Genomic DNA, 20,894 nt, shown 5'->3' with positions numbered 1-20,894 from the left:
CTCACCATTCGATTCCCCGCTGGCCCTTCTGGCCCGCGTCCATGGGGTGCTTGATCTTCGTCATCTCCGTGACGAGGTCGGCGATGTCGAGCAGTTTCGGGTCCGCACGACGTCCCGTGATCATGACGTGCTGGTGCCCGGTGCGGTGGGAGAGGGTATCGACGACCTCGTCGATGTCGATCCAGCCCCAGTTGACCGGGTAGGTGAATTCGTCGAGCACGTACAAGCCGTGCTGCTCCGCAGCCAGACGTCGCTGGATCTCGCGCCATCCCGAGAGTGCGTCGGCGGCGTGGTCCTCGTCGTTGCCTTCCTTGCGCGACCACGACCAGCCCGAGCCCATCTTGTGCCATTCGATCGGCCCGCCCGTGCCACGAGCGGTGTGCAACTCGCCGAGGGTTTCGAACGCTGTCTGCTCACCGAGTCGCCATTTGGCGGACTTCACGAACTGGAACACGGCGACCGGCCAACCCTGGTTCCAGCCGCGCAGGGCAAGTCCGAATGCAGCCGTCGACTTCCCTTTGCCGTCACCGGTGTTGACCATGAGCAGTGGGCGATTGCGCCGTTGGCGGGTGGTGAGCCCGTCGTCGGGCACGATGGACGGTTGTCCCTTCGGCATCAGGCGGCCCTTCCTCGGACGATCCCGGTGAGTGCATCTGCATGTATATCGCCGACCTGCATGTATTCGGCTCCGAGTCGTTCGGCGAGACGCCCCGCCAGTCCCATGCGGAACCGGCCTGTTTCGGAGTCGACGACCACTGCGGAGATTCTCTGTTCTGCAACCACATCGGCCGCCGCGAGGGCTCTGTTGACCGCATTCTCGCCGGACGTCGCGCGACCGTCGGTGACGACGACGAGCAACGCGCGCCGGTCCGGGTCGCGCAACCTGTGCCGCCGAACCGTCTCGGCGGATTCGATCAATCCCTCGGCGAGCGGTGTGCGGCCGCCGGCGGGAAGGTCGCGAAGTCGTGCGGCGGCCACATCGACCGAGCTGGTGGGAGGGAGGGTGAGACTCGCGGTGGTCCCCCGGAAGGTGACGAGACCGACGGTGTCGCGACGTCGGTATGCGTCGAGGAGCAGCGACAGGATCGCCGTCTTCACCTGTGTCATGCGCTGTTTCGCGGCCATCGACCCGGAGGCGTCGACGCACAGCAGCACGAGGTTTGCCTCGCGACCCTCGATCACCCTGCGTCGCAACTCCCGAAGCCCACCCGGCCCTGCTTGCTGCCCGACCGAATGGGAGAGGGCGTTCGCGCGGATCGTGGCGGGGAGATGGATCGGTCCGGTATCGCCGCGACGCTCACCGACCGTGCGGCCGGTGGTGGTGCGTGCCCGTGAACGCCGGCCCGGCGCGCCGCGTCCGGTGCGGTCTGCGGTGAACAGTCGGGTGCGGTACGGGTCGCCGGGGGCGGACACCGCGGTGGGTGCGGGAGCGGATTTTTGCTCCGGCTCGGTCTCGGGGGACGCAGAATCCGCCTCGCCGCCTGCCGGACCGGACGGATCGGGCGCGCCGCCACCGTCGGGGCCGTCACCGTCCGGACCGCCGTCGGGATCCTCGTCTGGCGCGGTGTTGCCGAGTAATTCGTCGAGCAGATCCTCGTCCATCCCCGGCGAGTCGAAGGGATTGCGGCGGCGTCGGTGAGGCAGCGCAAGTTTCGCTGCGACCGCGATGTCCCCCCGGGTCACCTCACCGCGGCCTTCCCAGGCTGCATGCGCCACGGCAGTTTTCGCGGTCACCAGGTCGGCACGCATGCCGTCGACGTCGAACGCAGCGCACACCTCCGCGATCGCGACGAGCGCAGCATCACCGAGCTGTACTTGCGGCATCCTGTGGCGCGCATCGACGATGCGCTCGGACAGCGCGGCTTCGGCATCGGCCCACTGCGCGGTGAATGCTGCGGGGTCGGCGTCGAATGCCAGGCGACGGCGGATGATCTCGGCACGCAACTGCGGATCACGTGGCGCCGCCACGTCGACCGTCAGGCCGAACCGGTCCAGTAGCTGCGGTCGCAGTTCGCCTTCCTCGGGATTCATGGTGCCGACCAGCACGAATCGTGCGGCATGGGTGACGGACACCCCGTCGCGCTCGACCGTGGAACGACCCATCGCAGCGGCATCGAGCAGCAGATCGACGAGATGGTCGTGCAGGAGGTTCACTTCGTCGACGTACAGCACGCCGCGATGCGCGAGCGCCAGCAGGCCGGGTTCGTATTCCGCAGTGCCCGCCGACAACGCTTTCTGCAGGTGCAGCGACCCGGTAACCCGGTCCTCGGTGGCGCCCACGGGCAGTTCGACGAGGCGCGCCGGACGACGCCGTACGGGCGCGTTCGTCGGGTGCGGCCCGTCGGGACAGGCGGGGTCGACCGACCGGGGATCACACGCGAAGCGGCAGCCCTCGACCTCGTCGACCTGCGGCAACAGTGCTGCCTGCGCTCGGACCATCGTCGATTTCGCGGTGCCCTTCTCGCCGCGCACGAGCACGCCGCCGATCTCCGGCGACACCGCGCACAGCGTCAGGGCGAGCGCCAGATCGTCTGAACCGACGACGGCGCTGAACGGATACACGTGCACTACTCGACCCTCCACAGGCTCCCGCTGGGACGTACTATTCGGCAGCTGAATCGAAGGCCGGTATTCGGACTTCCCGGTCGGACATCGTGCGATCGCCTTCCCGGACCGATGGTCCAGTGGCTGCGCGTACGCGCATGATCGACGACTCCCGGGTCACCGCAGCGGGCCTGTGCCGGATTCTCACCGGCTTCCCGATTATCCCCGTGAGGGGCACCTTCGATTGTCTTGCCGTGGCCGAGTGTATCCACACCGCCCTGCACTATGGTTCACCGCCATGGGTTCTTCGATCACCGTGGTCGGCATCGGTGCCGACGGTTGGGCCGGCGTGGCGCCGGCCGCGCGGGCACACGTTCTGGGCGCCGAAGTCCTGCTCGGCGGGCGTCGGCATCTCGCGTCTGTGCCAAACTCCGGCGCGATCCGCGAGCCGTGGCCTTCCCCGCTGCTCGCGGGTCTCGACGACGTGCTCGCCCGCTATGCCGGGCGGTCGATCGTTGTGCTCGCGTCGGGTGATCCACTGGTGTCCGGAATCGGATCGACCTTGATCCGCAGGCTCGGTCGCGACGCGGTGCACGTGATTCCGGCGGTGTCGTCCGTCGCACTGGCCCGTGCCCGGATGGGCTGGGCCGCAGAGGATTGCGAGACCGCCACTCTCGTCGGCCGGAACGTCGACACGTTGCGCCGGTACTTGTCTCGTGATCGACGGCTGATCGTGCTGACCTCGGATGCATCGAGTCTCGACGTGGTCGCGCGACTGCTCGTCGACGAGGGATTCGGTGCGGCGCGGGTGACGATCCTGTCGAATCTCGGCAGCGAGGCCGACGAGTCGCGCCGGGCGGGAACGGCGCGGGAGTTCGTCGGCGTGACAGGTGACGACCTGAGCCTTCTGTGCGTCGAATGTGTAGGAGCGGAGGGAAGATCGACGATTCCGGGGCTACCCGACGAGTCCTTCGAACACGACGGACAGCTCAGCAAACGACCCGTCCGGGCCGCAGCGGTGTGCGCGCTGGCACCGAAACCGGGACAGTTGTTGTGGGATATCGGGGCCGGTGCAGGATCGGTGGGAATCGAATGGGCGCGTACCGATCCGAACTGCCGGACGATCGCACTCGAACGGAACCCCTCACGCGCGGAGGCCGTCGAGCGCAACGCATCCCGGCTCGGGGTGCCGACCTCGGTGCGCGTGTTGCGCGGTGAGGCACCGGAGGCGTTGTCGGGACTCGAGACGCCTGACGCGATCTTCGTCGGTGGCGGTGGTAGCCGGGCCGGAGTGCTCGACGCGTGCTGGAACGCGCTGCGCGATGGTGGTCGTCTCGTGGCTCACTCGGTGACCCTCGAGACCGAGGCGGTGCTCGTGGAATGGTGGAAGGCGCACGGCGGTGAGCTGACCCGGTTGTCGGTCGAACAGGCTGCGTCCATAGGAACATTCACCGGGTGGCAGTCACTGAGTCCGGTCGTGCAGTGGTCCGTTGTGAAAGGTGGGAAATGACAGTTCATTTCGTAGGATCGGGGCCCGGCGCGGCCGATCTGCTCACGCTGCGTGCGGCCGGTCTGCTGCGACAGGCGCCGGTGGTGTTGTACGCGGGTACCTACCTGGACGAGGAGATCCTCGCGCACTGCGCCGAGGATGCCGAACTCGTGGACACCCAGCACCTGGACCTCGATCGAATCACCGAGCATCTCGTCGACGCGCACCGCCGCGGACTCGACGCGGTGCGGTTGTGTTCGGGCGATCCGTCGTTGTACTCGGCGCTCACCGAGCAGACCCGGCGGCTCGACGCGGCCGGAGTGCCGTGGGACGTCACTCCGGGCGTGCCCGCGTATGCGGCGGCAGCTGCGACCCTCGGCGCCGAACTGACGGTGCCGGAACTTGTGCAGACGGTCGTGCTCACCCGTACGCAGGCGCGGTCGACGGCGATGCCCGACACCGAGGCACTCGCGCGGGTCGCGGGTTTGCGCGCCAGTCTGGTTCTGCACCTTGCGATCACCAGGGTGCGGGCCCTCGCCGAGGAGTTGAGCACGGAGTACGGAACCGACTGCCCAGCTGCCGTCGTGGCCTTCGCATCGCGCCCCGAGGAGTTGGTTCTCCGCGGCACGCTCGCGGACATCGCGGACCGGGTCGAGCGGGCCGGCCTGAAGCACACCGCGGTGATTCTCGTAGGTAGGGCGCTCGGTGTCCGGGAGCAGTCGGAAGTGGCGTGTTCGCATCTCTACGACCCGGCGCGCGACCGCCCTGTGTAGCGGTCGTCACCGAACCGATCGTGCGGTCCACACCGCCCCGGCTGCCGTCACCGAGGTTGCTGCAGCGCCGATGATGAGCAGGCACTTCATGTCGATGCTCGCCGGGTCGAGTTTCTCGAGCGTGGTGACGTCGAGCGATTCTCCGGGGCGGCCCACGTCGCGTCCCACTACGACGACGGTGTCGCCCGGGCGGTGTCGCAGCAGTACGTCCTTGGCGTCGGCGACCTGCGTCGTGCGTGAGCGAGACGCAGGGTTGTAGATACCCAGCACGAGGTCGGCTTCGGCGACAGCGACGAGACGTCGTTCGATCACCTCCCACGGCTTGAGCCGGTCTGACAGGCTCATCACCGCGAAATCTCCTCCGATGGGTGCACCGGCACGGGCCGCGACCGCCTGAACCGCGGACACACCGGGAAGTACCCGGATCGGTACGGACTCGTATCTGTCGTCGCGAGCGGCCTCGAACACTGCCGCCGCCATGCCGAAGATCCCGGCGTCGCCACCGGAGACCACGGCAACCTTCTCTCCGGCAAGCGCGAGATCGAGAGCGAACCGGGCACGATCGACCTCCACAGTGTTGCCGGTCGAATGCCGTTGCAGGCCTGGTCGAACCGGAACCCGGTCCACGTACGGCCCGTATCCGACGACGTGGTCCACGGACGCGAGTGCATCGGACGCTTCCGGCGTCAGCCACTTCTCGTCGGCGGGACCCAACCCGATCACCAGAACCTCCTCGGTGACAACAAGTTCCGACTTCGTCTCGACCGCCGGACGGGACCGGTCCGCGATGCCGGCGTTTCGCGGCGCCCGGTCGCCCGGGGCCAGGATCACCGAAAAGTACGGCACGTCGGCCGGATCGACATCGACAACGGGTGCGATCCGCTGACCATCCATCGATGCGCGCTCGACATATACGGCATCTGCGAGCCGACCCGAGTGCGCGAGCGCGTTGCGGACTGCGGGAAAGGTACGGCCGAGCTTCATGATCACGGCGCCGTCGGTGTCGGCGAGGCGACGCGCCAGTTCCGGTTCCGGCAGCGTTCCCGGCAGAATCGTCAGGACATCGGTACGTCGCACCAGCGGTTCCGCCGCCGCGGCCGCCGCTGCGGAGAACGACGTCACTCCGGGAACCACCTCGGCGTCGTAGCGGGTCGCGAGTCGATCGTGGAGGTACATGTAGGAGCCGTAGAACAACGGGTCGCCCTCGCACAGCACCACCACGGTCCGGCCCGCATCGAGGTGGACGGCCAACCGGGCCGCGGACTCGTCGTAGAAGTCGGCGATCGCGCCGTCGTATCCGCCCGGGTGGTCGACGGTGCCGGTGGTGACCGGGTACACCAGACGTTCCTCGAACGCACCGTCCGGGATGAGGTCGGCCGCGATGGCACGCGCGATCGACCGGCCGTGTGTTCCCGAATAGTAGGCGATCACGTCGGCATCTCCGACCAGTCGTGCAGCTTTGCGTGTGATGAGTTCGGGGTCGCCGGGTCCCAGGCCTACGCCGAAGATCTTGCCGGGAGTGTTTGCTGTAGTGGTCATTCCGCTTCCTGTGCCAGTGCGTTGAGGGCGGACGATGCCATCGCCGAGCCGCCCCGTCGTCCCCGGACCGCCAGGTACGGGATCTGCAGACCGTGTTCGATCAGTGCCTCCTTGGATTCGGCGGCACCGATGAAACCGACCGGCACCCCGACGATTGCGGCCGGTCGGGGCGCGCCGGCGTCGAGCATTTCCAGCAGGTGGAACAGGGCGGTGGGAGCGTTGCCGATCGCGACGACAGCCCCGTCGAGCCGGTCGGCCCACAGCGACACCGCCGCCGCCGATCGGGTGGTTCCCCAACGTTCCGCGAGAGCCGGAACCCGTGGATCACGCAACAGGCACAGCACCTCGTTGCCGGCGGGCAGGCGGGTGCGGGTGATACCGGAGGCAACCATGTTCGCGTCGGTGAGAACAGGCGCCCCGGCGTCGAGTGCCCGACGGGCCGCCACGACCAGATCGGGATGGATCACCAGATCTCGGGCGAGGTCGGTCTGCCCACTCGCGTGGATCATACGTACCGCGACCTTCTCGGCGTCCGCGGGAATCGCGGCGAGATCGGACTCTGCCCGGATCGTCGCGAACGAGCGTACGTAGATCTCGGCACCGTCGGTTTCGTACTCGTACCGACGGGGTGGCGGGGATTCGATCACGGCGGGCTCCTGTTACGGCGAACTGCAGGCGAAGACGAGGGAGTGAGGGGAGTGCGGTGCGCCGCAGGAGCGTTCGCAGCCGACAACATGCACAGCGCGGTCCGGGAGGGGTGACGCAGCGACGCGGCGTGCGAGTGCTCGGGTGTTTCCACCGGCGAGGTTACACCCGGGTGCACCCGTGCAAGCGGTGACCCGTCGCCACGGCGAATCGTCGTCGAGCACGAACCCGGCCGCGGCCAGCGCGGCCGGATCGCTGTCACCGGGAAGAACGAGTCCACGCCACGGTGTGACGATCACGCCTCGGGCCGGCAGCGCGGCGACCATCGGCGGGGTGAGTATCCCCAGCGGAACCAGCACCGACACCGCGGTACCGAGGACGCCGTACGGCATCACGGCAGGCGGTGCCGGGGGAACGGTTGAAACACCGCCGATTTCGCGTCCGGCCTCAGGGAGCTGCCGCACGTGCCACCGTGTCGCCCGTGCCTCGACGAACCGCAGCGCCGTCGCGATCATGACGTCGACCACGTCCGGCAGCGGCAGTGTCGGGCCGGACAGATCTCCGATGGTGAGCCGTGCGCTGCGGGCATCGACCGCGACCGCGGCGAGGTCGCACCGGAGAGCCGCAACATCGCCGCGGCCGTCGTCGAGACCGAACAGAAACCTGCCGGGCAGGTCGGCGAGTGCAGGTTCCCGGCACAGGGCCTCGTCGAGCGCACCGACGAGCGGCCGGATGTCGGCGAGCCCGCCGAACCGTCCGGACAGCGGCGACGCGACGATGTTCCGTACACGTTCGTGGGACGCCGACGGCAGGAACCCGGCACCGGAGACCGCTTGCACGAGTCCTTCCGGAACGGCCCCGCATTCGTCGACGGAAATGCCTCTGATCTGTATGTTTCCGCGTGACGTGAGGTGAAGGTCGCCGTCCGCGAACTGCTGGGCCGCCACCGACAACCGGTGCACACCACCGTCCGGCACCCGGCCGCCCGGCGCACGCAGTCGTACCAGCGCACCGTCGGCTGCGAGATGCGGACGCAACACCCCGGGGCACCGATCCGGTGCAAAGGTTTCGGGAGGAAGGTCGGCCATGAGCGCACATGGTTGCACACCCGGAGAAAACCGTGCGCTACTCTCGGTTTGCCGTGGTGCTCGGGAAGTCGGTGAAAAACCGACGCGGCCCTCGCCACTGTGAGCGGGTAGTTGTTCGCCCTCGTCCGTACCGGTCCGCCGGTGCGGAGACCACTGGAGTCAGCTCCGGGAAGGTCGGCCGAGCAGCGTCGATCCGTCAGCCAGGAGACCGGCCACGGCACGCGAGGTCCACGAGGGTTTTGGAGACTGAACATGGCTTCTGTTGTGCTGCTTGGGGTTGCGTTGTGACGCGGCTCGCGCTGTTGTCGACGTCGGACACCGACCTGTTGTCGGCGCGTTCCAGTGGCGCCGACTGGGTGGTCGGCAACCCGTCCCGCCTCGACCTGACCGGCGAGGATCCCCGAGCGCTCCCTGCCTTGCTGACCGGAACCGACCTGGTCGTCGTGCGGATCCTCGGATCCGCCCGTTCCTGGCAGACAGGGCTCGACTTGGTTCTTGCCCAAGGAGTTCCCGTCATCGTTCTCGGTGGTGAGCAGACCCCCGATGCGGAGTTGATGGGTTGGTCGACGGTGCCGATCGGTACCGCCGCAGAGGCCCACCGTTATCTCGCCTATGGCGGCCCGGCGAACCTCGCTCGGCTGCACGCGTTCCTGTCCGACACGGTGCTCCTCGGCGGTGAAGGCTTCGAACCCCCGCTCGAGCTGCCCGAATGGGGCGTTCTCGACCGTCCCGCAAACCCTGACGCGGTGCTTCCGCGAGTCGGGGTGTTGTTCTACCGCGCCCACCACACCAGCGGAAACGTCCAGTTCGCGCACGACCTGGCCGACGCGATCGACGCGACCGGCAAGGCATGCGGCGTCGCAATCCACTGCGCGTCCTTGCGCGGTGCCCCGGATGATCTTCTGCGCGAACTCGGCACCCTCGATGCCCTGGTCGTCACGGTCCTCGCCGCGGGTGGCACCAAACCCGCGACAGTGAGCGCCGGTGGCGAGGACGAGACGTGGGACGTAGCGGCGTTGGCTGCACTCGACATCCCGATCCTCCAGGCGCTGTGCCTGACGTGGAGCCGCGACAACTGGGCCGACTCCGACGACGGTGTGTCCCCGCTGGATTCGGCCACCCAGATCGCAGTTCCCGAATTCGACGGGCGCATCATCACCGTGCCGTTCTCGTTCAAGGAACTCGATGTCGACGGACTGCCGCGTTATGTCACCGATCCCGAACGCTGCCGCAGGGTCGCGGGTATTGCGGTGGCACATGCCCGGTTACGGCATGTAGCGCCACCACAGCGGCGGATCGCCCTCATGCTGTCGGCATATCCGACGAAGCACTCCCGGGTCGGCAACGCCGTGGGCCTGGACACCCCCGTATCGGCGATCCGGCTCCTGCGGACCATGCGTGAACAGGGCTACGACGTGGGAGACGGCTTTCCGGGCATGGATCTCGACGACGACGCAGAAGCCGGAAACGCCCTGATCCACGCGCTTATCGATGCGGGGGGACAAGACGAGGAATGGCTTACCGCGGAGCAGTTGTCCGGTAACCCTGTGCGCGTCACCACGGCTCAGTACCGCGAGTGGACGAAGAATCTGCCCGCGGAACTGACCGATGCGATGACGGAAACCTGGGGAGATGCCCCCGGCTCCTTGTTCGTCGACGGCGACGGCGACGACAAGGCCGTGGTCCTTGCCACGTTGCAGGCGGGCAATGTGGTGCTGATGATCCAGCCGCCACGCGGTTTCGGTGAGAACCCCGTCGCGATCTATCACGATCCCGACATGGCGCCGTCACACCACTATCTCGCCGCATACCGGTGGGTGGAGAACGGTTTCGGCGCCGACGCCGTCGTGCATCTCGGTAAGCACGGCTCGATGGAGTGGCTGCCCGGCAAGAATGCGGGCCTGTCCGCGTCGTGTGCGACGGACGCCGCGATCGGCAACATGCCGTTGATCTACCCGTTCCTCGTCAACGATCCGGGCGAGGGCGCGCAGGCCAAGCGACGCGCACACGCGACGATCGTCGATCACTTGATTCCGCCGATGGCCCGCGCCGAATCCTACGGCGACATCGCGCGTTTGGAGCAGTTGCTCGACGAGTACTCGAACATCGCGGCGATGGACCCGGCGAAGCTCCCGGCGATCCGCGCGCAGATCTGGACGTTGATCCAGGCCGCGAAACTCGACCACGACCTCGGCCTGGACGATCGCCCGCACGACGCGGAGTTCGACGACTTCCTGCTGCACGTCGACGGCTGGCTGTGCGAGGTGAAGGATGCGCAGATCCGGGACGGCCTGCATGTGCTCGGTGGTGCCCCCGAGGGGGAGGCGCGCGTGAATCTGGTGCTGTCCATTCTGCGCGCAGCCCAGGTGTGGGGAGGGAAATCGCACGCGGTGCCCGGGCTTCGCGCCGCATTGGGTTTGAAACCCGATGCGCCGCTCACCGAGGTCGACGCGGTCGAGGCCCAGGCCCGTGCGCTTGTCCAAGCGATGGAAGACTGCGGCTGGACTCGCGGATCCGGCGCGGCCACAGTCGAATCCGTACTCGGACGTGCCGACGACGAGGTCGCACGAGTGCTGGAGTTCGCTGCTGAGCAAGTGGTGCCCCGCCTGGCGCGGACCACCGACGAACTCGACGCTGTGCTCCATGCCCTCGACGGCGGCTACATCCCCGCCGGACCTTCCGGATCGCCGTTGCGGGGCCTGGTCAACGTGCTGCCCACGGGCCGCAACTTCTACACCGTGGATCCGAAGGCTGTACCGAGCCGTCTTGCCTACGACACCGGCGTGGCTCTCGCGAATGCCCTGGTCGAGCGATACCTCGCCGATGTCGGGGAGTACCCGCAGTCGGTGGGGCTCTCGGTGTGGGGAACGTCTGCGATGCGTACCGCGGGGGACGACGTGGCCGAGGTCCTCGCGCTCATCGGCGTGCGCCCCGAATGGGACCCCGAATCGCGCCGGGTCCGAGAGCTGACCGTAGTGCCGCTCGAGGAACTCGGCCGGCCACGCATCGACGTCACCGTCCGTATTTCCGGGTTCTTCCGCGACGCGTTCCCGCATGTCATCGGAATGCTCGACGACGCGGTCCGCATGGTCGCGGCACTCGACGAACCTGCCGACCGGAACTACGTTCGCGCCCATGCCCAGCGGGACGAGGCCGAGCACGGGGACGCGGACCGCGCGGTGCGGCGGATCTTCGGTTCCAAGCCCGGCTCCTACGGGGCGGGCATTCTGCAACTCATCGACACCGGGAACTGGCGGACCGACGCAGACCTCGCCGAGGTGTACACGGCATGGGGAGGGTTCGCCTACGGGCGTGATCTGCACGGCGAGCCCGCTGCCGACGACATGCGCGCCAACTACCGTCGCATCGCGGTCGCGGCCAAGAACACCGACACCCGCGAGCACGACATCGCCGACTCCGACGACTACTTCCAGTACCACGGCGGCATGATCGCGACCGTGCGCGCGCTCACCGGTGGCGACCCGAAGGCGTACATCGGGGACTCCACGACCCCCGATGCGGTCCGCACCCGGTCGTTGACGGAGGAGACTGCGCGCGTGTTCCGGGCGCGGGTCGTGAACCCGCGCTGGCTCGCCGCGATGCGCCGGCACGGTTACAAGGGTGCGTTCGAACTCGCCGCCACCGTCGACTACCTCTACGGGTACGACGCCACGGCCGGTGTCGTCGCCGACTGGATGTACGAAACCCTCGCGCACACATACGCTCTCGATCCCGAGAATCAGCAGTTCCTCCGCGAGGCGAACCCGTGGGCGTTGCGCGGGATCGTCGAGCGGCTCACCGAAGCTGCCGACCGTGGTCTGTGGGCCGAGCCGGATCCCGACACGATGCAGGCGCTGCAACAGGCGTACCTCGACGCAGAAGGTGACCTCGAGGACCGCGGGTGACCGTCCGGCGGCTGCGGCTCATCGGTATCGGCCCGGGTGGGCCCGACGACCTGACGGTGACCGCCGTACGCGCGTTGAACAGCGTCGACGTGTTCCTTGTCGCCGACAAGGAAGCCGAAGCCGGACGTGCCGGTACCGGTGGTCTCGTCGCTGTGAGGCAAGAGATCTGCCGCCGTCACAGCACGGGGGACTATCGTGTGATCGCGGTGCCCGATCCGCCGCGCGACCGGACTCCCGAGGTGTACGGCGCCGAGGTGCGCGACTGGCACGCTGCCCGCGCCGAAGCCTACGAGATCGCGCTCCTCGAACAGGTTCTCGACGGCGAGACCGTCGGGCTCCTCGTGTGGGGAGATCCGAGCTTGTACGACAGCACTATTCGCGTCGTCGAACGTATTCGCATGCGCGGACGACTCGACATCGATTACGACGTCATCCCGGGAGTCAGCAGCGTGCAGATGCTCGCGGCCCGACACCGGATCGTGCTCAACGTGATCGGAGGCCCTATCACCGTCACGACGGGCCGGCGGCTTCTCGAGGAGGTCGCCGGAGGCGCCGAGAACATCGTGGTGATGCTCGACGGACAGCTCGCGTGCTCGAAATTGTCTGGTGTGTGGGATATCTGGTGGGGCGCACAGCTGGGAACGACCGACGAAGAACTTGTAGCCGGGCGCCTCCCCGACGTACTTCCCCAGATCGAGAAGGCGCGGGCGCGGGCGAAGGTCGCGCGTGGCTGGGTGATGGATACATATCTTCTTCGCCGCGCCTCCGCCGGTCCCTCCTGAGCGGGGGTGACGTCGGTGGTCGATTCAGGCCGTGAATACCATTTTCCCGATCGGCGTGCCCTTTTGCCGGACCGCCGCTGTGTCTCTGTTCGCGAAGGTCTTGTACGCTTCGATGCGACGTAGGGAACACCGGTGCGAATCCGGGGCTGTCCCGCAACTGTCACCGAGGAGCGATCCCCCACTCGTATGGCCACGACCCATCACGGTTGGAAGGCCGGGGGAGAGCGTCGATCCGGGAGCCAGGACACCTGCGCCGACCGAAGTGACACCACGAGGATGGACATGAACAACTCGATATTCACCGCCCGGCAGGGGCGGAACTCGGTGCTGCGCACAGGCATCGCACTCGTCGTCGCGACCCTCGCGGTCGCAGGCTGCTCGACCGGCGAAACGGAGACGGGCGCCGAACAGGACGTCGAGGTCTCGTCGTCTGCGACGAACTACCCACTGACGATCGACAATTGCGGCTATTCCGTCACGATCGATGCGCCCCCGCAACGGGCCGTCTCACTGAACCAGGGCTCCACGGAGATCCTGCTCTCGCTCGGACTCGCTGATCGGATGGTCGGCACCGCGACGTGGACGGACCCGGTGCGCGAGAACCTCGCGGCGGACAATGCGAAGGTTCCGCGTCTCGCCGACAACAAACCGTCGTTCGAAGTGGTCCTCGATACCGAACCAGACTTCGTATCGGCATCGTTCGGCGGCACACTCGGCGAGGGCGGTGTGGCCGCTCGGGATCAGTTCGACCGGCTCGGAGTGCCGTCGTACCTGTCGCCCACCGACTGCGTAGGCAAGAACGACGAGAGCGTCAACGCCGACGGCAACCGCACCGAACCGCTCACGATGGACTCGGTCTACAGGGAGATCCGCGAGCTTGCAGCCATTTTCGATGTGCGCGATCGCGGTGAGGAGTTCGTCGCGGAACTCGAGCGGCGGTACGAGAACGCCGCCGGCGAGATCGATGCGTCGGATGTGTCGCTGGCGTTCTGGTTCGCTGATATCAACACCCCCTATGTGGCCGGCTGCTGTGGCTCGTCGGGCATCATCACGAACTCCGTCGGGGCGAAGAACGTCTTCGACGACACCACCAACGAATGGCCGCAGGTGAGCTGGGAGTCGGTCCTGGACCGGGACCCGACTGCGCTGGTGCTGGGAGATCTGAGCCGTCGCAGCATCGACGGTGACGCCCTCGACAGCAAGATCGCCTTCCTCGAGTCGAATCCGGTCACGCAGCGACTGTCCGCTGTGCAGAACAAGCGCTACATCGTGGTGAACGGAGCGGACATGAACCCGTCCATCCGCACCATCGACGGGATCGAGAAGGTCGCGGCTGCAGTGCGTGAATGGAACATCGGCAGCTGATGGTGGTCGAGACGAAGACCCGGTCGCCCGTCACGGGGGACCGGGTCCCGGTCGTCGGCGCGATCGCCCTGGGGATGGTGGCACTCGCCCTGTCGATCGCCGTCACTGTCACCATCGGTCCTGCGAATCTCTCTGTTGCGGAAGTATATTCGGTGATCTTCGACAAGCTGGGGTTGAGCGGGTCGACGGTGAGCGCGATTCGTGAGGGCATCGTCTGGGAGCTGCGGCTGCCGCGGACGTTGCTCGCGGCGGTGTGCGGGGCGGGCCTGGCCGTGTGCGGCGTGATCATGCAGTCCCTGCTCCGCAACCCGCTCGCCGACCCCTTCGTGCTGGGTATCTCGTCCGGTGCGTCCACCGGCGCGGTGATGATCGCGGTTCTCGGCATCGGTGGTGGCGCAATCTCGTTGTCGGGTGGCGCATTTCTCGGCGCACTGGTGTCGTTCGGCCTGGTGTTGCTGCTCGCGACAGGTGCGGGTGGCGGGACCTCCCGCATCGTGCTCGCCGGTGTTGCGGGTACGCAATTGTTTTCGGCGCTTACCTCTTTTATCGTCATCTCGTCGGCCGACGCGGAACGCACCCGTGGAGTGTTGTTCTGGCTGCTCGGGTCGCTCGCGGGTGCAGCCTGGAGTGACGTGATCCTCTGCGGTGCCGTGTGTGTGCTCGGCATCGCGGTGTGCCTGCTCAAGGCATCCGCACTCGACGCCTTCACCTTCGGGTCGTCCACGGCCGCGACGCTCGGAATCGCGGTGGGGCGTACCCGTCTGATGTTCCTGGTGGTGACGGCACTCATCACCGCGGTGCTGGTCAGCGCGGCCGGTGCCATCGGATTCGTGGGTCTCGTACTTCCGCATGCCGCGCGATTCCTGATCGGCCCCAGACACAGTCGTCTCGTGCCGGTCGCGGCAGTGGTGGGCGCGGTGTTCATGGTGTGGGTCGACGCGGTGGCCCGCACGGTCTTCGCGCCGCAGGAGGTACCGGTCGGTGTGGTGACCGCATTGATCGGTGTGCCTGCCTTCGCCCTGATCCTCTTCCGTATGAGGAGCACGCAGTGACAAGGGGAAAACAGTGACACTGGCGGCAACATCGCTGAGGTGGAGTCGCGGCGGCAACCTCGTCGTCGACGATGTGACGATCGACCCGCAGCCCGGCGAGACGATCGGGCTGCTCGGCCCCAACGGCTCCGGCAAGTCGTCGTTGTTGCGTCTGCTCGCCGGCGTCGACGGTCCCGACTCGGGAGCGGTGACGCTCGACGGCACCGACATCCGGACGCTCGGCCGTCGTGCATTGTCCAAGAGGGTCGCGATGGTGAGCCAGCACTCGCACACCGAGGTCGATATCCGAGTGCGGGACGTCGTGCGGCTCGGACGCGTGCCGCACTCGGATGTATTCGGTCGCGACGAGGGCGGTGACGCCGCGATCGGACGGGCACTTGCGGTCACCGGTATGACCGGGCATGCCGACCGAATGTGGCGTGCCATGTCGGGTGGCGAACGTCAACGCGCCCAGATCGCGCGGGCTCTCGCCCAGGACCCGCAGGAACTCCTGCTCGACGAACCGACGAACCACCTCGACATCCAGCATCAGCTCGACATCCTGGAACGGGTTGTGGCATTGCCGGTGACCAGTTACGTGGCGCTGCACGACCTCAACCTCGCCGCGATGTTCTGCGACCGGGTGGTCGTGCTCTCGAGAGGGCGCATCGTGGCGCACGGGTCACCTGTCGATGCGTTGACGTCGGACATGATCGAGCGGGTGTACGGGGTGCGTGCCTCCGTCGCCGAGGACGGTAGGACCCCGGTGATCCGGTATCACCGTGTCCGTGAGCAGGAGTCGGCCGGGCAGGGGTGACTGTCGTTCAGGAGTGACGGACACCCACGTCTCTACCGGGATGTCATCGGATGTCGCCGTTCGGGCCGTAGAGCCGTGCGATGTCGGGGGAGTCGAGCCACCCGGAGTACGTGGGCGATTGCGGCCAGCCCTCGGGAGAATCCTGCCATTCCTCCTGGCGGCCCCACGGCAGGATGTCGACCAAGGGGAAGGTGTAGGTGAGCTGTTCGGTGCCGCGGCCGGTGGTGTGCCAGGTGCGGTAGACCGTGTCTCCGTCGCGGAGGAACACATTGACCGCGAAACCACCGCCGGGCGGTGCGTCGACGTCGGCTCCGAACGAGCTCTCCGACGACGAGTACCAGTCCATCGTGTTGCCGGTCTTCGCCTTGTATGCCAGAGCTTCGTCGATGGGCCCGTTGGTGACGACGACGAAGCGGGCGTCGTAGTTGTCGAGGATTCCCAGCCGGGTCCACTGCGACGTGAGGCCCGTGCAGCCACCGCACTGCCATTCCGCACCGTCGGACCACATGTGGTTGTAGACGATCAGTTGTGAGCGTCCGTCGAACACGTCGGCCAGCCGGATCGGTCCGTCCGGTCCGATCAGCGTGTAGTCGGGCAGCTCGACCATCGGGAGTCTGCGGCGCTGCGCGGCGATCGCGTCGAGTTCGCGGGTGGCGGCCTTTTCGCGTCTGCGTAGGTCGTCCAGCGCGGTCTGCCAGGTCTGCCGGTCGACGACCGGGGGTAGGGCGCTCGAGGTCTGCTGGGTCATGATGCCTCCGAGATGAGTGGATCTGGTCTGGAGTTGTGACCGGGCGTCCACCGGGAAGTCATCGCGCTCGTTTCGGCTCGGCCGATGGACGGCTTACGGCCGTGGCGAATTCGCACGTCTCGATCGTCGCCTCGGTGCGTGGGGTAGTGCATGGTCGTCAGACCTGAGGACCCTCGGATCGGAGATCGTCGACCTTCTTCATCGCCTCACGCAACTCGGTGAGCCACTCCTCGGAGTGCTGCCCGGCGAGTCGGACGGTCCACTTCAGTGCGTCGGCCCGGGACCGGGCGACGCCGGCGTCGACCAGGGTGTCGAGCACCTTCCGTTCAGGCTGTGCCAGGCGGGTCATGACCGGGACTGCGAGATGGGTGAACAGGACGCGCCGGTCGCCGATTTCGACTCCCCAGGCGACCTTGCGCCCGTACCTCGCTTCGGCTTCGTCGGCGATGTGCATCCGGTCGGATCGGGTGCTTTCCCTGAATCGGGAGATGCGGCCTTCGAGGGCGGCCACCGAGGTGTCGTCGGGTGCGGGCAGTTCACCCACGACGACGATCTCCTCGCGGTCCACTTCGACCGAAGGGGGCCCGGTGAACCAGTCGTCCGGGAGTCGGCCGGTGAACCATTCGGCTGCGTCACCGCCATCGGGTATTCCAGCTTGCTGCCACCCGCCCGGGCGGCCGAATCCGTGTGCGTGCGCGTGTGGATGTCGCATGATGCTCCTCCTAGGACGCATCGACGTGCAGTTTTTCTATGATTACATTGTTACTCCTCTGATGTGACCTGTGCCACAAAGAAGCCGCTCGATCTCTCGACGGGCATGCGGTTGCCTGCTTGCGACACGGCGGAGGCGAAGAAGCCCAGGAGGTTCAGGGGGTCGTCGGGCGCGAGGGTTCGGTGCTCGCCGTCACCAGGTTCTTCAACCCTCCCAGGATGTGCTCGCTCCATCCCCGGACGCACGCGTCGTAGCACTCGCTCTCGGGGACCAATCCCGTGTGGGTGAATCGCACCCGGGTGCGGCCGTTTTCCTCCGAGAGATCGAAGTCGACGGTGGTTCCAGTCCATTCCTCTTTGTCGTCCACGAAGGACAGGTAGCTGTCGAGAACGAGCCACGTCACTTTCGACGAGGGGGTCAATTCGGTGATCCGGAACTTGGAATAGTGGATGTCTGCCACGCGATAGGTGAATTCGGCGCCGAGTCGATCGGTCGTACCGTCGATCTCTCCCGACCACCATCCCTGCACGTCGTTGATTGCCGCGAACATCTGCTCCGGTGTCCGGTCAGCCGAGAAGGTCAGTGTGAGGTTGTTGTCCATGATCGCTCCGTCCGATTGCGTCGGCGTCGAGCGCTTAAGCCCGACGAACTGTGAGCTTGCGTGATGCAAGTAACGTTACGCACGGAATTATCATGATGCAATCCCCCTGAGTAGACTTTCGGCATGCTCGGCAGGACATACGACAGTCAGGTCTGTTCGATTGCTCGCGCCCTCGAAATCGTCGGTGAGCGCTGGAGCCTTCTCATAGTTCGCGATGCGTTGTTCGCGGGCGTCACGCGGTTCACCGATCATCAGCACAACCTCGGGATCGCGCCGAATGTTCTCAAATCCCGGCTCGACACCCTCCTCGCCGCTGGTCTGATGGAACGCCGTCTGTACTCGGCGAGCCCGGAACAGTACGAATACGTCCTGACCGACAAAGGTCGCGATCTCGCTCCCGCACTGGTAGCGCTCACGGAATGGGGAGACCGGTGGGCGAGCCCCGGTGAGCCGCCGATTCTCTACCGCCACAAGACGTGCGGCGCGGAGGTTCGTCAGGAGATCGTCTGCGACGAGTGCGGTCCCATCGACCCCGGCGACGTCGGGGTCCGGCCCGGCGCCGGTATGCCTGCGGAGTATCTCGCGAATCGCCGGCCGCGTCGTACTTCCTGAACGTCACATCCGGAGACCGAATCCTCGCGGTGCGGCCGGCGGCCCGCCACGCACCGAGTCCACGCGCGTCGGTTGACAACTCGGGGGTGAACATCGTTCACTCACTGGGGTGAACAATGTTCACCCCAGTGGAAGGAGAACGGATGCACGGCGTGGAGACAGAGGCGCGCAGGAAGCCCGCGTCGAGCGGCACGATCACGGCGCTGCTGAGCCTGGCGGGACTCGTTGCCGCACTGCAGACCACGCTGGTCATTCCGTTGCTGCCGGACTTCCCGGAGCTTCTCGACGTGTCCGCCGGGGACGCCACTTGGCTGGTCACCATCACCTTGCTGACCGGAGCGGTGGCCACACCCATCGTCTCCCGACTGGCGGACATGTACGGCAAGCGGCGAATGATGGTGCTGGCGCTGTCGATGATGGTCGTCGGCTCCCTGATCGCCGCGCTCGGCGGAAGCTTTCTCGCAGTGCTCATCGGCCGTGCCCTGCAGGGGTTCTCGTCCGCGTTGATCCCGGTGGCGATGGCTGTGCTCCGCGATGTGCTTCCGCGTGAGAAGGTGGCCGGCGCGGTCGCATTGACGAGCTCGACGATGGGGATCGGTGGCGCACTGGGACTGCCCGCGGCGGGCGTTTTGTACGACAGTTTCGGCTGGGCGTCGGTCTTCTGGGTGTCGGGAGCGAGCGGTTGCCTGCTGCTGCTCGGGATCCTTCTCGTCGTCCCCGCCTCCGCCACCGGTACGCGGAACCGTTTCGACATCGTCGGCGCGATCCTGCTGTCCGTGGCTCTGACGGCACTGCTGCTCGGAATCTCCAAGGGCCCGGCCTGGGGGTGGTCGAGTCCGCAGACCATCGCGAGTCTCGTCGCCGCCGTTGCGGTTCTCGCTCTCTGGGTACCGCACGAATTGCGCGTTCCCGCACCGATGGTCGACCTTCGTGTATCCATGTACCGCCCCGTGCTCCTGACCAACATCGCCGGGTTGTTCGTCGGGTTCGCGGCGTACGCGAACACGCTTTCGACTACTCAGCAGTTGCAACTCCCTGAGATCACCGGCTTCGGATTCGGCCTCAGTGCGGCAGCTGCTGGGCTGTGCATGGTGCCGGGAGGTATTGCGATGCTGATCTTCTCGCCGCTGTCGGCGAGGATGGCCTCCCGGTTGGGAGGGCGTGCCACCCTCGTCGCCGCGACTCTCGTCATGACGGCGTCCTACGCATTCCGTATCGCGTTCGACGACACCGTGTCCCTGATCATCGTCGGCGCCGTCCTGGTCAGCATCGGCAATGCCATGGCCTACGCGACGATGCCCGCGCTGATCATGGGAGCGGTCCCGCTGACGGAGACAGCCGCGGCCAACGGCCTCAACAGTCTGCTCCGGACGATCGGATCGTCGGGTATGAGTGCGGTGGTCGCCGCGCTGCTGACCGGGCTCACCATCGAACTGGCGGGACGGTCCTTCCCCGCGCACGGTGCCATCGTCGCGATGTTCGCGATCGCTGGTGGCGCGACGTTCATGGCTACGCTGGCTGCTGTGTTCCTTCCGAAGCAGCGACCCGTGAGCCCCACACCGGTGGACCCTGTGCCCACTTCGGCTGGGTCATGACGTCCGGGCACAACGGAGACCCCCAGGCGGGATCCGGCACCGGTGAGCGAAGCACCCGCGAGGTCATCCTCGACAGCGCCAGAACGTTGTTCGCGGAACGTGGTTTCAGCGGAACCACGATCAGAGACATCGCCGAAGCGGCGGGCGTCTCGCCGGCCCTGGTGATGAAACTGACCGGCAGCAAAGCTCAACTGTTCCAGGCAGCTGCGCCGGACGCGCCGGGTCTCGCCGACGTCGAGCGCCCCGACGAGTCGATCGGTTGCCGCATGGTGCGTGCGCTCGTCGAGCGGCGCGACACGGGTGACTACGAATTCTGGTCCATGGCACCATTCCTCGTCCAAGAGGCACCCGACCCGGAGATTGCCCGTGAGAAGATGGTGACGCGTGTCGTGCCGCGGATAGCGGCAACGATCGGTGAGCAGTCGGAGGGTCTGGTGCGGTCGCGGATCATCGTGACGCTCCTGCTCGGACTCGCCGGTGGACTGCGCACATTCGAGGTGCTCCCCGCCGACCAGCTTGGCAGCGAGGACCTCATCGAGATCTACGGCGGACTCGTTCAGGAAGTCATCGACTCCGGCCGGTGAGGCGCAGCGACAACGCCTGACGGATCTGCGTGAGATCACGACCGGCGCGACGAACCGCGGTGCA

Annotated in this window: 18 protein-coding genes and 3 riboswitches; of the genes, 10 read left to right on the top strand and 8 right to left on the bottom strand. The window is 66.9% G+C overall.

All coding sequences use genetic code 11. The features are described from left to right. Position 1: 1 nt before the first annotated feature. Positions 2 to 616: a cob(I)yrinic acid a,c-diamide adenosyltransferase gene (cobO, locus tag RDCOP1_RS16860; protein ID WP_072702900.1), complete on the bottom strand. Its 615-nt coding sequence runs from the start codon at positions 614 to 616 to the stop codon at positions 2 to 4. Next, entirely contained in the window at positions 616 to 2,568 is a 1,953-nt protein-coding gene (locus RDCOP1_RS16855; RefSeq protein WP_084722668.1) for a magnesium chelatase subunit D family protein, read from the bottom strand. Before RDCOP1_RS16855 ends, cobO begins: the two co-directional genes overlap by 1 nt. Positions 2,569 to 2,606: 38 nt before the next feature. After that, positions 2,607 to 2,801: riboswitch (cobalamin riboswitch) on the bottom strand. A gap of 41 nt (positions 2,802 to 2,842) precedes the next feature. Between RDCOP1_RS16855 and cbiE the strand changes: the two genes are divergently transcribed. Next, positions 2,843 to 4,054 carry a precorrin-6y C5,15-methyltransferase (decarboxylating) subunit CbiE gene (cbiE, locus tag RDCOP1_RS16850; RefSeq protein WP_072702894.1) on the top strand — a complete coding sequence of 404 codons (1,212 nt, stop codon included), beginning with the start codon at positions 2,843 to 2,845 and terminating at the stop codon, positions 4,052 to 4,054. After that, positions 4,051 to 4,806, top strand: a complete 756-nt coding sequence (locus RDCOP1_RS16845) for a cobalt-precorrin-4/precorrin-4 C(11)-methyltransferase (protein WP_072702891.1) — start codon at positions 4,051 to 4,053, stop codon at positions 4,804 to 4,806. The genes cbiE and RDCOP1_RS16845 overlap by 4 nt, the downstream gene beginning before the upstream one ends. 6 nt (positions 4,807 to 4,812) lie before the next feature. On the opposite strand, the gene RDCOP1_RS16840 is transcribed toward RDCOP1_RS16845, so the two are convergent. The 3 genes from RDCOP1_RS16840 to RDCOP1_RS16830 are packed head-to-tail and all read right to left on the bottom strand — an operon-like array spanning position 4,813 to position 8,078. Continuing rightward, positions 4,813 to 6,345, bottom strand: coding sequence for a precorrin-2 C(20)-methyltransferase (locus tag RDCOP1_RS16840; RefSeq protein ID WP_072702889.1), 1,533 nt, complete (start codon positions 6,343 to 6,345; stop codon positions 4,813 to 4,815). Further along, positions 6,342 to 6,992 carry a precorrin-8X methylmutase gene (locus RDCOP1_RS16835; RefSeq protein WP_072702887.1) on the bottom strand — a complete coding sequence of 217 codons (651 nt, stop codon included), beginning with the start codon at positions 6,990 to 6,992 and terminating at the stop codon, positions 6,342 to 6,344. The genes RDCOP1_RS16840 and RDCOP1_RS16835 overlap by 4 nt, the downstream gene beginning before the upstream one ends. A 12-nt stretch (positions 6,993 to 7,004) precedes the next feature. Continuing rightward, positions 7,005 to 8,078 carry a ferredoxin-like domain-containing protein gene (locus tag RDCOP1_RS16830; protein ID WP_072702885.1) on the bottom strand — a complete coding sequence of 358 codons (1,074 nt, stop codon included), beginning with the start codon at positions 8,076 to 8,078 and terminating at the stop codon, positions 7,005 to 7,007. 37 nt (positions 8,079 to 8,115) lie between these two features. Then, a riboswitch (cobalamin riboswitch) is annotated at positions 8,116 to 8,309 on the top strand. A 53-nt stretch (positions 8,310 to 8,362) separates the two neighbouring features. On the opposite strand from RDCOP1_RS16830, the gene cobN reads away from it, so the two are divergent. From cobN to RDCOP1_RS16805, 5 genes are all read left to right on the top strand, one after another. Further along, positions 8,363 to 11,983 carry a cobaltochelatase subunit CobN gene (gene cobN, locus RDCOP1_RS16825; protein ID WP_072702883.1) on the top strand — a complete coding sequence of 1,207 codons (3,621 nt, stop codon included), beginning with the start codon at positions 8,363 to 8,365 and terminating at the stop codon, positions 11,981 to 11,983. Beyond that, positions 11,980 to 12,765, top strand: a complete 786-nt coding sequence (gene cobF, locus RDCOP1_RS16820; RefSeq protein WP_072702881.1) for a precorrin-6A synthase (deacetylating) — start codon at positions 11,980 to 11,982, stop codon at positions 12,763 to 12,765. Before cobN ends, cobF begins: the two co-directional genes overlap by 4 nt. An 82-nt stretch (positions 12,766 to 12,847) precedes the next feature. Beyond that, positions 12,848 to 13,037, top strand: a riboswitch (cobalamin riboswitch). A gap of 10 nt (positions 13,038 to 13,047) precedes the next feature. Further along, entirely contained in the window at positions 13,048 to 14,130 is a 1,083-nt protein-coding gene (locus RDCOP1_RS16815; protein WP_072703733.1) for an ABC transporter substrate-binding protein, read from the top strand. A 74-nt stretch (positions 14,131 to 14,204) separates the two neighbouring features. Next, positions 14,205 to 15,182 (top strand): FecCD family ABC transporter permease, encoded by a 978-nt coding sequence (locus RDCOP1_RS16810; RefSeq protein WP_231923081.1) that lies wholly within the window; start codon positions 14,205 to 14,207, stop codon positions 15,180 to 15,182. A gap of 13 nt (positions 15,183 to 15,195) precedes the next feature. Continuing rightward, positions 15,196 to 15,978, top strand: a complete 783-nt coding sequence (locus RDCOP1_RS16805; protein ID WP_072702879.1) for an ABC transporter ATP-binding protein — start codon at positions 15,196 to 15,198, stop codon at positions 15,976 to 15,978. 43 nt (positions 15,979 to 16,021) lie between these two features. On the opposite strand, the gene RDCOP1_RS16800 is transcribed toward RDCOP1_RS16805, so the two are convergent. The 3 genes from RDCOP1_RS16800 to RDCOP1_RS16790 all read right to left on the bottom strand — a co-directional run bounded on the left by RDCOP1_RS16800 (position 16,022) and on the right by RDCOP1_RS16790 (position 18,039). Beyond that, positions 16,022 to 16,726 carry a DUF899 domain-containing protein gene (locus RDCOP1_RS16800; protein ID WP_072703726.1) on the bottom strand — a complete coding sequence of 235 codons (705 nt, stop codon included), beginning with the start codon at positions 16,724 to 16,726 and terminating at the stop codon, positions 16,022 to 16,024. A gap of 157 nt (positions 16,727 to 16,883) precedes the next feature. After that, on the bottom strand, positions 16,884 to 17,438 hold the full coding sequence (gene abmR / locus RDCOP1_RS16795; protein ID WP_072702877.1) for an ATP-binding transcription factor AbmR: 555 nt from the start codon (positions 17,436 to 17,438) through the stop codon (positions 16,884 to 16,886). 154 nt (positions 17,439 to 17,592) lie between these two features. Next, the gene (locus RDCOP1_RS16790; RefSeq protein WP_072702875.1) at positions 17,593 to 18,039 is read right to left on the bottom strand and encodes an SRPBCC family protein; all 447 of its coding nucleotides are present in this window, start codon (positions 18,037 to 18,039) and stop codon (positions 17,593 to 17,595) included. 123 nt (positions 18,040 to 18,162) lie between these two features. Between RDCOP1_RS16790 and RDCOP1_RS16785 the strand changes: the two genes are divergently transcribed. The 3 genes from RDCOP1_RS16785 (at position 18,163) to RDCOP1_RS16775 (ending at position 20,830) form a co-directional block, all read left to right on the top strand. Continuing rightward, positions 18,163 to 18,651, top strand: a complete 489-nt coding sequence (locus RDCOP1_RS16785; RefSeq protein ID WP_072702873.1) for a winged helix-turn-helix transcriptional regulator — start codon at positions 18,163 to 18,165, stop codon at positions 18,649 to 18,651. A gap of 143 nt (positions 18,652 to 18,794) precedes the next feature. Then, the gene (locus RDCOP1_RS16780; RefSeq protein WP_072703723.1) at positions 18,795 to 20,246 is read left to right on the top strand and encodes an MFS transporter; all 1,452 of its coding nucleotides are present in this window, start codon (positions 18,795 to 18,797) and stop codon (positions 20,244 to 20,246) included. Further along, on the top strand, positions 20,243 to 20,830 hold the full coding sequence (locus RDCOP1_RS16775) for a TetR/AcrR family transcriptional regulator (RefSeq protein WP_072702872.1): 588 nt from the start codon (positions 20,243 to 20,245) through the stop codon (positions 20,828 to 20,830). Before RDCOP1_RS16780 ends, RDCOP1_RS16775 begins: the two co-directional genes overlap by 4 nt. Positions 20,831 to 20,894 lie beyond the last annotated feature (64 nt).

Origin of the sequence: Rhodococcus coprophilus NBRC 100603, assembly GCF_001895045.1 — a bacterium.
Taxonomy (GTDB): domain Bacteria; phylum Actinomycetota; class Actinomycetes; order Mycobacteriales; family Mycobacteriaceae; genus Rhodococcus; species Rhodococcus coprophilus.
Note: the sequence above shows the minus strand (reverse complement) of the source record. Positions and strands in the feature narration are given on the sequence as shown.